Origin of the sequence: Thiothrix sp. (assembly GCF_028714775.1) — a bacterium.
Taxonomy (GTDB): Bacteria; Pseudomonadota; Gammaproteobacteria; order Thiotrichales; family Thiotrichaceae; genus Thiothrix.
In genome coordinates this window covers 26,906-39,244 of record NZ_JAQTLS010000013.1, presented here as the reverse complement: position 1 = coordinate 39,244, position 12,339 = coordinate 26,906, and the positions used below count along the sequence as shown (strand labels likewise).

General features: G+C 54.1%; 15 protein-coding genes. 14 read left to right on the top strand and 1 reads right to left on the bottom strand.

Annotated elements, in window-relative coordinates; translation table 11 throughout:
- The 7 genes from PHE17_RS13210 to PHE17_RS13180 all read left to right on the top strand — a co-directional run bounded on the left by PHE17_RS13210 (position 1) and on the right by PHE17_RS13180 (position 6,265).
- Complete coding sequence (locus PHE17_RS13210) at positions 1 to 1,182, top strand: lytic murein transglycosylase (RefSeq protein ID WP_301016343.1); 1,182 nt, start codon at positions 1 to 3, stop codon at positions 1,180 to 1,182.
- Positions 1,183 to 1,309: 127 nt separating this feature from the next.
- A complete protein-coding gene (locus tag PHE17_RS13205) occupies positions 1,310 to 1,852 on the top strand; it encodes a cytochrome b (RefSeq protein WP_301016342.1) in 543 nt (180 codons plus the stop codon).
- Between the two features lie 125 nt (positions 1,853 to 1,977).
- Entirely contained in the window at positions 1,978 to 2,670 is a 693-nt protein-coding gene (locus PHE17_RS13200; protein WP_301016340.1) for a DUF2202 domain-containing protein, read from the top strand.
- A 32-nt stretch (positions 2,671 to 2,702) separates the two neighbouring features.
- A complete protein-coding gene (locus PHE17_RS13195; RefSeq protein WP_301016339.1) occupies positions 2,703 to 3,413 on the top strand; it encodes an EF-hand domain-containing protein in 711 nt (236 codons plus the stop codon).
- Positions 3,414 to 3,441: 28 nt separating this feature from the next.
- On the top strand, positions 3,442 to 4,131 hold the full coding sequence (locus tag PHE17_RS13190; RefSeq protein WP_301016413.1) for a response regulator transcription factor: 690 nt from the start codon (positions 3,442 to 3,444) through the stop codon (positions 4,129 to 4,131).
- A complete protein-coding gene (locus tag PHE17_RS13185; protein WP_301016338.1) occupies positions 4,128 to 5,144 on the top strand; it encodes a sensor histidine kinase in 1,017 nt (338 codons plus the stop codon). The genes PHE17_RS13190 and PHE17_RS13185 overlap by 4 nt, the downstream gene beginning before the upstream one ends.
- A gap of 74 nt (positions 5,145 to 5,218) precedes the next feature.
- Entirely contained in the window at positions 5,219 to 6,265 is a 1,047-nt protein-coding gene (locus PHE17_RS13180; RefSeq protein WP_301016337.1) for a 4-phosphoerythronate dehydrogenase, read from the top strand.
- Positions 6,266 to 6,276: 11 nt separating this feature from the next.
- Here PHE17_RS13180 and PHE17_RS13175 read toward each other — a convergent pair whose 3' ends face one another.
- Positions 6,277 to 6,843 carry a LuxR C-terminal-related transcriptional regulator gene (locus PHE17_RS13175; protein WP_301016336.1) on the bottom strand — a complete coding sequence of 189 codons (567 nt, stop codon included), beginning with the start codon at positions 6,841 to 6,843 and terminating at the stop codon, positions 6,277 to 6,279.
- A gap of 160 nt (positions 6,844 to 7,003) precedes the next feature.
- On the opposite strand from PHE17_RS13175, the gene PHE17_RS13170 reads away from it, so the two are divergent.
- The 7 genes from PHE17_RS13170 to PHE17_RS13140 all read left to right on the top strand — a co-directional run bounded on the left by PHE17_RS13170 (position 7,004) and on the right by PHE17_RS13140 (position 12,236).
- A complete protein-coding gene (locus tag PHE17_RS13170; RefSeq protein WP_301016335.1) occupies positions 7,004 to 7,420 on the top strand; it encodes a DUF1924 domain-containing protein in 417 nt (138 codons plus the stop codon).
- Positions 7,421 to 7,430: 10 nt separating this feature from the next.
- Positions 7,431 to 7,970 carry a diheme cytochrome c gene (locus PHE17_RS13165; RefSeq protein ID WP_301016334.1) on the top strand — a complete coding sequence of 180 codons (540 nt, stop codon included), beginning with the start codon at positions 7,431 to 7,433 and terminating at the stop codon, positions 7,968 to 7,970.
- A 12-nt stretch (positions 7,971 to 7,982) separates the two neighbouring features.
- Positions 7,983 to 8,600, top strand: coding sequence for a cytochrome b/b6 domain-containing protein (locus PHE17_RS13160; protein WP_301016333.1), 618 nt, complete (start codon positions 7,983 to 7,985; stop codon positions 8,598 to 8,600).
- Complete coding sequence (locus tag PHE17_RS13155) at positions 8,597 to 9,310, top strand: zinc permease (RefSeq protein WP_301016332.1); 714 nt, start codon at positions 8,597 to 8,599, stop codon at positions 9,308 to 9,310. The genes PHE17_RS13160 and PHE17_RS13155 overlap by 4 nt, the downstream gene beginning before the upstream one ends.
- Positions 9,311 to 9,317: 7 nt before the next feature.
- Positions 9,318 to 9,986: a response regulator transcription factor gene (locus PHE17_RS13150; protein WP_301016331.1), complete on the top strand. Its 669-nt coding sequence runs from the start codon at positions 9,318 to 9,320 to the stop codon at positions 9,984 to 9,986.
- Between the two features lies 1 nt (position 9,987).
- Complete coding sequence (locus PHE17_RS13145) at positions 9,988 to 11,307, top strand: ATP-binding protein (RefSeq protein WP_301016330.1); 1,320 nt, start codon at positions 9,988 to 9,990, stop codon at positions 11,305 to 11,307.
- A 125-nt stretch (positions 11,308 to 11,432) separates the two neighbouring features.
- Positions 11,433 to 12,236, top strand: coding sequence for a hypothetical protein (locus tag PHE17_RS13140; protein ID WP_301016329.1), 804 nt, complete (start codon positions 11,433 to 11,435; stop codon positions 12,234 to 12,236).
- Positions 12,237 to 12,339: the final 103 nt, after the last annotated feature.

Here is a 12,339-nt window from a genome sequence, read left to right as displayed (position 1 = left end):
ATGCGTTATTTAAATTCCCTGCCGCTTCTGGCTTGTTTGGTGTCTGCCCCGGTGTGGGCAGATTGCAGCCCTTCCCAACCGTTTGCTGATTGGTTGCAGGGTTTTAAGTCGGAAGCACTCGCGGCTGGCTTGAGGCCGGAAGTGTTATCTGCCACCTTGGATGGCATGACACCGGACAAGTCGGTGATCCAACGTGACCGTTCGCAACAGACCTTTGCGCTGGATTTCCTGAGTTTTTCCGCCAAGAAAGTTGTGTCTTACCGCTTGAATAAAGGGCGCGAATTGCTGGGTAAAAATACATCCCTTTTCAAACGCATCGAACGCGAATTTGGCGTGCCGGGGGAAGTGCTGGCGTCTTTCTGGGGGTTAGAAACCGATTTCGGGGGTAACACCGGGGATATGCCGACCTTGCGTTCTTTGGCAACGCTGGCGTGGGATTGCCGTCGCCCGGAAATGTTCCGTACTGAATTGTTGGCGGCTTTGCAGTTGGTGCAAAAAGGCGATCTGACCCCAGCGAAAATGCGCGGCGCGTGGGCGGGCGAGTTGGGGCAGTTGCAATTGTTGGCTTCGCGCTACGACCAATACGCGGTGGATTTTGATGGCGATGGGCGGCGTGATTTGATCCATTCCTCGGCGGATGCGTTGGCATCAGCGGCTTCCATGCTGAAAAACGCCGGGTGGAGGGCAGGCGAACCGTGGCTGAAAGAAGTCAAAGTGCCGCATGAAATGGATTGGTCGCAAGCGCGGCTGGACAACAAACTATCGGTTTCCGAATGGGGCAGTCGGGGTGTCACCACGGTGGAAGGGGCGAAAATCGGCGGTACAGGCATGGCGGCCTTGCTGTTACCGATGGGGCGTAATGGCCCGGCGTTTCTGGCATTCCCCAACTTTGACGTATTTTTGGCGTGGAATGAATCAACCGTGTATTCCGCCACCGCCGCTTATTTCGCCACCCGTCTGGCAGGCGCGAAACCACTACGTGCCGGGAATGCACCCGTTGCCAGCCTGACGATGGGGCAAACCAAACAACTGCAAGCCACGCTCAAAGGGCGCGGTTTCCCCGTCACTAAGGTTGATGGCATCATCGGCGAGGAAACCCGTAATGCCGTGCGCCAGATTCAGCAGGAATTGAAATTGCCTGCGGATGGCTACCCGGATGCGGGGTTGCTGGGAAGGATGTAAGTCAGGCAAATAGCCTATGCTAGTTTTCTCTGGGGTGTTTGTGAGGTTTGTCCATTGGCGGCAGCGGAGTTTCACGTCAAGCTATGTCCCATAAATGACACCTCAGATTGAAATACGGAGAATCACTATGTCTAACACGGCATCACGCTACGGCGCATTTCCCATCGCTTTTCACTGGCTGACCTTACTGTTGTTGGTGGCGGCTTATGCCTGCATTGAATTGCGGGAGTTTTTCCCTAAAGGCAGTGACCCACGCAATGCCTTGAAAAGCTGGCATTTCATGTTGGGTTTGACGGTATTCGGGATGACTGGGCTGCGCTTGCTAGCACGCTTTATGAACCCGACACCACCAATGGAAGCGTCCATCAAACCCTCACAACAACTGATGGCAGGTTTAATGCACATTGCCTTATATGCTTTGTTGCTGGCAATGCCGCTGTTAGGCTGGGCAACCTTGAGTGGGGAAGGCAAAGCGGTTATCTGGTTTGGCTTGGAATTACCTGCACTGATCGCCCCCGATAAGGAATTGGCAGAATTGCTGGAAGAAGTGCATGGCACGTTGGGGACAGCGGGTTATTTCCTGATTGGTCTGCACGCTGTGATGGGGCTGTTCCACCATTACATCCAGCGCGATAACACCCTGCTGCGGATGTTGCCCGCCCGTTCCTAAGACCACATTTTATTGATACCCCTCCTCTGACCGGGCGGCATCTTTGCCGCCTGCGCTATTTTCAGCTTCATTTCAGATTGCCCCGGTACTGTGGATGCATGTTCACAGATTATCGGGAGATTGAAATGAAGAAAACACTTATCGCAGGTATGATCGCCATCGCTTGCACCACACTGGCAACAGCGCCAACAGCTTTCGCCAAGGGTAACTCCAATGCTGGTAGTAACCGCGTTGCCAACTATCAAGGCTTGGGCATTGCGGAAGGCGAAGCGCTGCTATTCATGCGTGAAGAAGAAAAGCTGGCGCGGGATGTTTATATCACCTTGTACCAACAGTGGAAGCTCCCCGCTTTCAACAACATTTCCGCTTCTGAGCAACAACACACCGACCGCATCAGACAGTTGATACAAACTTATGGGTTGGTTGACCCGGTGGTGAATGATGCAGTAGGCGCATTCGCTAATGGGCAACTGGCCTCTTTGTATGCGCAGTTGTTGGCAAAAGGGCGAATTTCCGCGCTGGATGCCTTGCAAGCCGGGGCACTGATTGAAGAAACTGACATTGCCGACCTGCAAAAAGCCATTGCTGGCACAACCCGTCCCGACATTGCGGCGGTTTACGAAAACTTGATGAAAGGTTCACGCAACCATTTACGGGCTTTCGTCGGGCTGATCGAAAACCAAGGTATTGCTTATACCGCGCAAGCCCTGCCGCAAGCTGAGGTGGATGCCATTGTCAACAGCCCGCGTGAACGGGGCAATGCCAATGGTGGTCGTGGTCAGGGGGGAGGCGCAGGCATGGGGCGCGGCTGGCGTTAATTTGCTTTTCTTTAAACAAGGAGCGTATAGATATGAATACCTTATCCAATCCCCAAATGTTGGTTGCTATGCTGGCAGTCACTTTCTCGGTGGCGGTTACATCTGTGTGGGCAGAAGACATTCCGGCGCGAGGCCCGATCCCTTTCGCCAGCTATGATGCCGATGCCAATGGCAGTATCAGCGAAACCGAATTCAATGCCACCCGTGCCAAGCGGGTAGAAACACAGGCTGCGGCTGGTAGGCCAATGCGCGGTCAAGCTAATGCGCCAGCTTTTGCCGATTTCGACACCGACAAAGACGGAAAACTGACTCCGGCTGAATTGGCGGCAGGACAACAATCCCAAGCGCAGAACCGCCCCGGTATGGGGGCTGGCAGAGGTGCAGGTATGGGCGCTGGTATGTCTCCCCCTGATTTTGCCAGCGTTGACACCAATGGCGACGGTTGCATCAACGCCGCAGAATTCACCGCAGGCATGGGCAACCGCCGTGCCGGAAATGGTGGTGGTGGCAATATGCCCGCATTCGCTGATTTCGACACGGACAAAGACGGCTATCTCAGCGAAGTGGAATTGAATACAGGCCGCGCCCAACGCATGGCAGCACAGGCGGCAGATGGGCGGCTTCTGAAAAATGCAGCGAATGCTGAACCTTTTGCCGACATTGATACCAGCAAGGATGGAAAAATTGACCCAGCAGAGTTTGCTGCCCACCAACTGAAACATCATGGGTCAGCACCGCTATAATGGCAAACCGTTCATCCTAGGATTTTCCATGCGCCTGTTACTGGCAGAAGATGACACCGAACTCAGCACCAGCCTGCACGCACGGCTGAAACGCGAAGGTTTTGCCGTGGACATTGCCAGCAACGGTGTGGATGCTGAGTTTATGGGGGATGAAGAACCTTACGATGCGGTGATCCTCGACCTTGGTTTGCCGCAACGCAATGGTTTGGAAGTCCTGCGCCATTGGCGGCAACGTGGCAACCTTGTCCCGGTATTGATCCTGACTGCCCGCGATGCGTGGCACGAGCGGGTGGACGGTTTTAAGGCTGGGGCTGACGATTACTTGGGCAAACCGTTCCACGTTGAAGAACTGCTGGTACGGATTCTTGCCCTGATCCGCCGTAACCACCAAGTGAGTGGACAGGATTCGACCTTACAATGTTGCGGGTTACTGTTGGATGAGGCGCACCAGCAAGTCCGCACTGCTGCTGGCACAAGCTTTGACCTGACCGGGACGGAATTCCGCTTGCTACGCTATTTCATGCTGCACCCCGGCAGAATCCTGACTAAAACCCGCCTGACCGAACACGTTTATGAACAAGATTCCGACCGCGACAGCAATGTGATCGAAGTCTACGTGCGCCATTTGCGGCGTAAGTTGGGGGAAGGGCGCATCCTCACTCGCCGGGGGCAAGGTTACATCTTCGTTGACCCTGACAAGCCGGAGCCCCCCCTATGAAATCCCTCGAACGCCAGTTGCAGGTCAACCTTGCGGTTACTTTGATTGCGGTCATGGCTTTGATTTGGTTGATTGGTAGCCAATTGCCGCGACCCGTGCCAGCTCATGCCTGCTCCCCATCCTCCCTCTTGCTCCCTGATGTTTCTGAACGCCCGCAGCGTTTCAAGTGGCTGTTCCCGATTTTGGCAACGGGTGGGATTGTACTGATTTTGGGCATACAAGGCATGGTAATCCGCCGTACTTTCCGCCGCCTTGACCGCATCCGCAATGAACTCCAGCAGCTTGAAGCGGGTACTATCCACAAGCTGGATGAAACTGTCCCCACCGAGATTTACCCCATCATCAAGGAATTGAACCACCTGTTGGGGTTGATGCAGGAACGGCTGGAACGTTCACGCAATGCCCTTGGCAACCTTGCCCACGCGCTTAAAGGGCCGCTGAATTTGCTGGTGCAACACCTTGATCAAACGCCCGACAGTGACGGCAATCGGCAAGCGCAATTACAAGCCGAACGCATCCGCCAGCTTACCGAACGCGAACTGAAACGCGCCCGCATGGCAGGGCAAGGCAACACCACCCAGCGTTTCGACCCGCGCCAAGAACTCCCGGTGCTGGTGGACGTGTTGGCACGCATCCACCACAAATCCCCGCGTTGCATCACCCTCAATATCCTCCCGGAGATTACCCGTTTCGGCGACCGCGAAGACATGCTGGAACTGCTCGGCAACCTGCTGGACAATGCCTGCAAGTGGGCAACGGAACAGGTGTTTTGTCACATTTACGCCGATGCCAGCCACATCCATATCCGCGTGGAAGACGACGGACGCGGCAGGAAAGAAACCGAATTGCAGCAAATGGCGCGGCGCGGCATCCGTTTGGATGAGTCGGTGGAAGGCCACGGTTTGGGGCTTTCGATCTGCAAGGACATCGCCAAGCTCTACGGTGGTACGTTGGAATTCGGGCGTTCGGAAGCATTGGGCGGGGTCAGAGTGGTGGTTTCGCTGCCACGCTAGCGGCTTATGGTTCCGTCCATTCCTACCCGAAACAGGCTACACTTCCCCCATAAACCTTGTTGGGAACGCAAACCATGCCGATGATTACGCTTGATGAAAACATCCCCTACGCAGCACAGGCGTTCAGCACCTTGGGGCAAACCCAATTGCTGGCGGGGCGCGGTATGAGCAATGCGGATTTGCAGGATACCGACATTCTGGTGGTGCGTTCTGTCACCAAAGTGAACTCGCAATTGTTGGCTGGTACGCCAGTGCGTTTCGTCGCTTCCGCGACTATCGGTTTCGACCACGTTGACCTTGATTACCTGCGCGAACAGGGCATTGGCTTTGCGCGTGCGCCGGGTTGCAATGCGGTGTCGGCTGCCGAATATGTGCTTACCGCGCTTTGCTATTGGTCATTGTTGCGCAACAAACCCTTGCAGGAATGCAGCATCGGCATCATCGGACACGGCAATGTCGGCTCTCGGGTTAGGCGTTTGTGTGAAAGCATGGGGATGCAGTGTGTTGTTAATGACCCGCCGTTGCAGGCGCAGGGCGGCACGGGCTTATTCCCGCTGGAGGCCGCACTCGCGTGTGATATTGTCACCTTGCACGTACCGTTTACCCGCACTGGTGAGCACCATACCTACCGCTTGCTGGATGCGCGGCAACTTGCCCGCTTGCGCCCCGGAACGCTGTTGCTCAACACGGCCCGTGGCGGGGTTGTGGAGGAAAGCGCGTTGCTGGCACGCTTGCAAGCCCATGCTGATTTGGATGTGGTGTTGGATACGTGGGAAAACGAACCGGACATCAATCGGGAAATGCTCCAGCATACTTTACTTGGGACGCCGCACATTGCCGGTTACAGTTTGGATGGAAAAATCCGGGGAACCGAGATGGTGTATCAGGCGTGTTGCCAATTCTTGCACACGCAAGCAACGTGGCATTCCCCGCTTGACCCGCCAACCCCCTTGTCCAACTCGCAGGATAAGCGCCGGGATGTCCTCAATGCTTACGACATCTGTGCCGATGATGCACGGCTGAAAGTGCTGTTGGCGGATAAAGCGCTGGAAACTCGCATTTACTTTGACCAGCTACGCAAACATTACCCGGTACGGCGCGAATTTAGCGGGCTGGCGTAAGCGCGTTTGCGTTAGGTCAGAAAATCTTCAAAGAACCACGCGGCAAGCTCATGCCGCCCATTCAAGCCGGACTTGCGGTAGATGGCGGTGGCTTGCTGGCGCACGGTCTTTTCTTTGGTGTCACGTACTCCGGCGATTTCTTCAAAGCTCAAGCCTTTCAGTAACAGCAAGGCCACGTCTTTTTCGCTGGCGGTGAAATCCCACGCGCTCAATTGCTCTTGAATCACTTCGCCGTATTTCTGGCTGGCGTGGCGTAATTTTTCATCCAATTCAGAAAGGTTGGCGCGGGTTTTGTCGAGCGTGCCAAGGGTTTGGTCGAGGGTATCGCGGGTGGTGGAAAGGTCGGCACGGGTAATTTTCAGTTGCACGCCCAACAGGTCAATTTCACGGATGCGCTGCCGGATTTCGCGGATCAGGAAGCTGACCCCCGCCATTGAAACCACAATGATCAGTGCTTCCAGTGCCAGATGCAGCTTGTTGTGGTCTTCTTCCTGCATGTCGTAGTAGAAGTCATAGACGTTCAACAGGGCGACAATGATCAGGATGACGATGAGGTACGTTTCTTTAGCGCGGGGCATAGTCTGCATTCTTTACGTGATTAACCGACCTGCGATTCTAGGCAATTTCCGCCTGCTTAGCCATGCCCAATGTGGTAGGTGAGAAAGTGTGCTTGCTTAAGCAGCTTTTAAGGTTGGTAGCGCAAGCTGCACCTGTCACAACATACTAAGGAGATTATCCATGTTAACCACCCAACGTTTAGTGCTGGCATTAGCCCTCAGCGCCGTCTTTGCCAGCGTTTCCGCTTTTGCTGAAACCCCGCAGGAAATCCTCGACGGTTTTGCCACGCAAGCAAAGACCGAAGACCCCGCTTTCCAAACCTTTGATGCAGCACGCGGCGAGCTGTTTTTCAAAAATACGCATGGTAATGACTGGAGTTGTGCTTCTTGCCATACAGAGAACCCTGCGAATGCGGGCAAACACGCCAAAACTGACAAGCCGATTGACCCGATGGCGACTTCTGCCAATGCCGAGCGTTTCACCGACCCGAAAAAGGTGGAAAAGTGGTTCAAGCGTAACTGCGGTGATGTGCTTGACCGCACCTGCACTTCGCTGGAAAAAGGCGATGTATTGACCTACCTGATGGCAGTTAAGTGAGGAAATGAGCATGTTGTTTAAGGCAAAAAAATCCACCGTTGCGTTTGGTTTGGCGGTGTTGCTGCTGTCCGGTTTCGGTGCTATGCAGGCATTCGGTGATGATGACGAACACGAACGTGGTGAACGCGGCGAGCGCAATGAACAGGGCGAAGGCCGTATGCTCATGACGGCTACCAATACGACGTTTCAGGCCGAATGCAGTGCTTGCCACATGGCATACCCGCCCGGTTTGTTACCTGCGGCTTCGTGGAAGGAAATGATGGGTACATTGGACAAGCATTTCGATACCGATGCCAGTTTGGATGAAAAAACGGTTGCGGAAATCCTGCCATTCCTTGAGCAGAATGCTGCTCCGGCACGTAAAGCGGATAGCGGCGCAAAGCCTGTGTTACGCATCACTGAAACGGGCTGGTTCAAGGGTGAACACGATGAAATATCCGCCGCTACCTGGAAACGGGAGTCGGTTAAAAGTGCCTCCAATTGCATGGCGTGCCACACAGGTGCGGACAAAGGTAATTTTGACGAAGACAGCGTTCGCATTCCAAAGTAAGGAGGTATAGCCATGTTGCAACGTGTATTGGTGTGGGATGTTCCCACGCGGGTGTTCCACTGGACGCTAGCGCTGTCGTTTGCGGGCGCGTACCTGACGGCGGAATCTGAGCGTTACCGCGACATCCACGTAGCGCTTGGCTACCTGATGCTGGGGATGATTGGCTTCCGCTTGGTGTGGGGCTTTGCGGGTACGGCTTACGCCCGTTTCGGTTCATTCCTGTATAAACCATCGGCGGTGGTGGGCTACGTGCGCTCCTTGTTCAGCCCGCAACCGGAACATCATGTCGGGCATAACCCGGCGGGTGGGGTGGCAATTTTCCTGCTGCTGGCGCTGGGTTTGCTGCTTGGTACGAGCGGGGTATTGCTATACTGGGAACTCGGCGACGAAGACTTGTTTGAGGAATTGCACGAAATTTCAGCTAACCTGATGTTGGCGGTGGTGGTCGTGCACGTCGCCGGGGTGCTGGTCAGCAGCGTGTTGCACAAGGAGAATCTGGTGCGTGCGATGTTTACCGGATATAAGCAGGCGGCAAATGCGGTTAGTATCCCGCGTGCTTACGCTTGGTTGGGTGTCGTGATGGCATTGCTGAGCGTTGCCTTCTTGATCATTTACTTAGGAATTCTATGAGCCTGACGGAATTTTCGATCATGCTGATCCCGGCGTTGGTGGCGCTGGGCGGCGGCGTTTTGGCAATGTTCTGGCATCCCAGTCACCAGACCCGCAGCCTGATCCAGCATTTTGCGGCGGGCGTGGTGTTGGCGGCGCTGGCAGTGGAATTGTTGCCGGAAATCGGGCGTGAACATGCCTACGGCCCAGTCCTGATCGGTGCGTTTGCCTTGGGTAGCCTGTTCATGTACGGCATGAAGCTGTGGACAATGCATTTGGAAGAAAGTCAGCCTGTCAGTGTGGGCGGCTTGGATTGGGGCTTGCTGATTGCCACCTTCATCGACATCGCGGTGGATGGTTTTATCATCGGTGCAGGCTTCGCCGCTGGTGGTGAAACCGGCATGATTTTGGCGTTGGGCTTGTCGGTGGAACTGCTGTTCTTGGGGCTAGCATTAACTTCGGAAAGCACCAAGGGCTGGCGCATCGTGGCAATTTCCGGTGCATTGGGTGTTACCGTGCTGGTGTGCGCGGTGTTGGGCAACCTCTTGTTGTCGGGTGCATCCAATACCGTGATTGCAGGAGCGTTGGCATTCAGTGCGGCGGCTTTACTGTATTTGGTGACGGAAGAGTTGCTGATCGAAGCGCATGAAGTGGAAGAAAAGCCGGTTGCCACACTGGTATTGTTCGGTGGGTTTTTGGTGTTCTGGAGCATCCAATTGCTAGGAAGCTAGGGGCGTTATGCGCATATTGGTGGTGGAAGACGATGCCCTGCTGGGCGATGCGATCCAAGCGGGTTTGAAACAGTCCGGTCATGCGGTGGATTGGGTGCGTGACGGTGTGCAAGCCGATCATGCACTGCTCGCGGAACCTTACGCCGCCGTGGTGCTGGATTTGGGCTTGCCGCGTTTGTCCGGTTTGGAAGTGTTGCAGCGCTTGCGCCAACGTCAATCCACCTTACCCGTACTCATCCTCACCGCCCGCGATACTGTGGAAGACCGCATTCAGGGCTTGGATACCGGGGCGGATGATTATCTGGTCAAGCCGTTTGATATGGGCGAATTGTCTGCGCGTTTGCGGGCATTGATCCGCCGTGCCAGTGGTTTTGCTGCCCCGGTATTGCAAGTGGGCGCGGTGGAACTTGACCCCGCTGGGCATTGCGTCAACTACCAAGGCGCACCCGTTGACCTTTCCAGCCGTGAATTCACCGTGTTGCAGGCATTGATGCTAAATGTTGGCAGGGTACTTTCCCGCGCCCAATTGGAAGACAAGCTCTATGCGTGGGGGCAGGAAGTCGAAAGCAACACCGTGGAAGTCCACATCCACCACCTGCGGCGCAAACTTTACCCCAGCCTGATTGAAACCATCCGTGGCGTGGGTTACCTGATCCCCCGCGACAAGGTGGTCTGAGATGTCACTCAAACAACGCTTGCTGCTGTTGGTCTTGGGAGTAGTCGTTTTGGTATGGGGCGGCGCGGCGGCTTTCACTTATTACGATGCCCAACACGAACTCAACGAAGTGCTGGATGCGCATTTGGCGCAGGCATCTACTTTGCTGGTGGCGCAGTCGGCACACGAACTGGATGACGACGAGGGCGAACACGCGCCGTTGTTACATAAATATTCGCGGCGGGTAGCCTTCCAAATCTGGGAAGGTGGGGATGAGCTCAAGCTGCATTCTGCCAATGCCCCTTCTGTGCCTCTGGGTGGAAAAGAGCAGGGGTTTAGCGATACGGTGATTGAGGGGCAGCAGTGGCGGGTATTCAGCACGTGGGATCGTTCCGGTGAATTACTGATCCATGTCGCAGAGTTAACCGATATGCGCGGGGAATTGGCGCGTGAAATTACCAGTAACCTATTGCTGCCGCTCCTGCTGGCCTTGCCGTTACTGGCGGTATTGTTGTGGTGGGTAGTTGCTGCCAGCCTGCGCCCACTGGTCAGCCTGACACAAGCGGTCGCCAGCCGCCAACCGGATAACCTTGCCCCGCTGAACGTTACTGCCCCGCGTGAAGTCATGCCTCTGATTGAACGCCTCAACCACCTGTTCGCCCGCACTGGCAAGCTGATCGAAAACGAACGCCGTTTCACCGCCGATGCTGCCCATGAGTTACGCACCCCGATTGCGGGGATCAAAGCGCAAGTCCAAGTGGCGCAAGGTGCAAGCGATGCGGCGGGGCGCAATCACGCGCTGGACAATGCCATCCAAGGCTGCAACCGCGCTACCCACCTGATCGGGCAATTGCTGACGCTGGCACGGCTGGAAAGTGCCGATACCGCCAACTTACAACCGTGCCCCTTACGCACGTTGGCGGCTGGTGTTATCGCCGAGATTGTCCCGCAGGCACTGGAAGCTGGTATCCGCTTGGAATTGCTGGATGGTGAGGAAATTACGGTACAAGGTTTGCCCGCCTTGTTGCAGGTGATGCTGCGTAACCTGCTGGATAATGCGGTGCGTTACACCCCGGCGGGGACGCTGGTGCAGGTCGACATTACCCGCATACAGGGAAAACCTTGCATCCGTATCAGTGACAACGGTGCTGGTTTGCCTGCTGAAGAATTGGCGAAAATTACCCAACGCTTTTACCGCCCCTTGGGTACGTCCGCCAGTGGCAGCGGTTTGGGGCTTTCCATCGTGCAACGCATTGCCGAGATTCATCAGGCTACTGTGCAGGTCGGGGCGGGCAGCGACGGGCAGGGCTTGGGTGTTACGGTTACATTTCTATTGCGCTGATTTCCAGCAATTAATGGTTTTTTGGCTACAATAGGTCGCTACGGAACGTTGTTGTTGATGAGTTAATCGAAAATGATATTGGTGATGGCGTAATTGTTTGGTGAAAATGCGAGGTATGCTGGAGCATGGTGGCAGAGCAGATGATGGCGAAAAAGCCCATAAAAAGGTTTCTGAAAAAATGGTTAATCACTTTCAAAGTAATGCCTATTATTATTTTGGTCACGATAGCAAAATTCCTTGCCCATCAGTTTGAGCTGGAAGTGATGGACTTGAATGCGCTATTCACCAGTTTGGTTGCGGGCACGATTTTCCTGATAGGTTTCCTTATCGCAGGGGTTTTGTCGGACTATAAGGAAAGTGAAAAGATACCCAGCGAGTTGTCGGCATCCATGAAAACACTGCTTGATGATACTTATACCATCTGTAAAATCAAGCCATTGGCTGCGGCAAGCCAATTTATGGAATACCAACAGTCATTTTCGTCAGTGTTGCTGGACTGGTTTCATAAAAAAGAAGAAACGCAGGAAATCCTTAAGAAAATTAGTAACATGAATGATTTTTTCGTTTTGTTTGATCAAGAGGGTATCCAAGCTAACTACATCATCAAGCTGAAGAACGAGCAAAACAACCTGCGGCGGATGGTCTTGAGGATTGATACCATCAGGAATACAAATTTTGTTGGCTCCGCTTATGCGATTGTGGAAACAATGGGGTTTATGATTGCTTGTGGGCTGATAAGCATTAAAATCACACCATTCTATATGTCGCTCTTTTTCACCTTGCTTATTACGTTTTTAGTGTTCTACATGATTTTGTTGATCAAGGACTTGGATAATCCCTTTGATTATTCGGATGGCATTCAAATTGGGACAGAAATTTCCTTGAAGCCACTTTATGAGCATCTGGCAAGCTTTGAACGTGGCATGTGAGGTGGTTTGATTGAAAAACAACCACATGGGGCAAACGTCTTATATGGTTTGACTATTCGCAAAATTAATTCATTGTATGATATGCCCGATGCAAGCAAGTAAT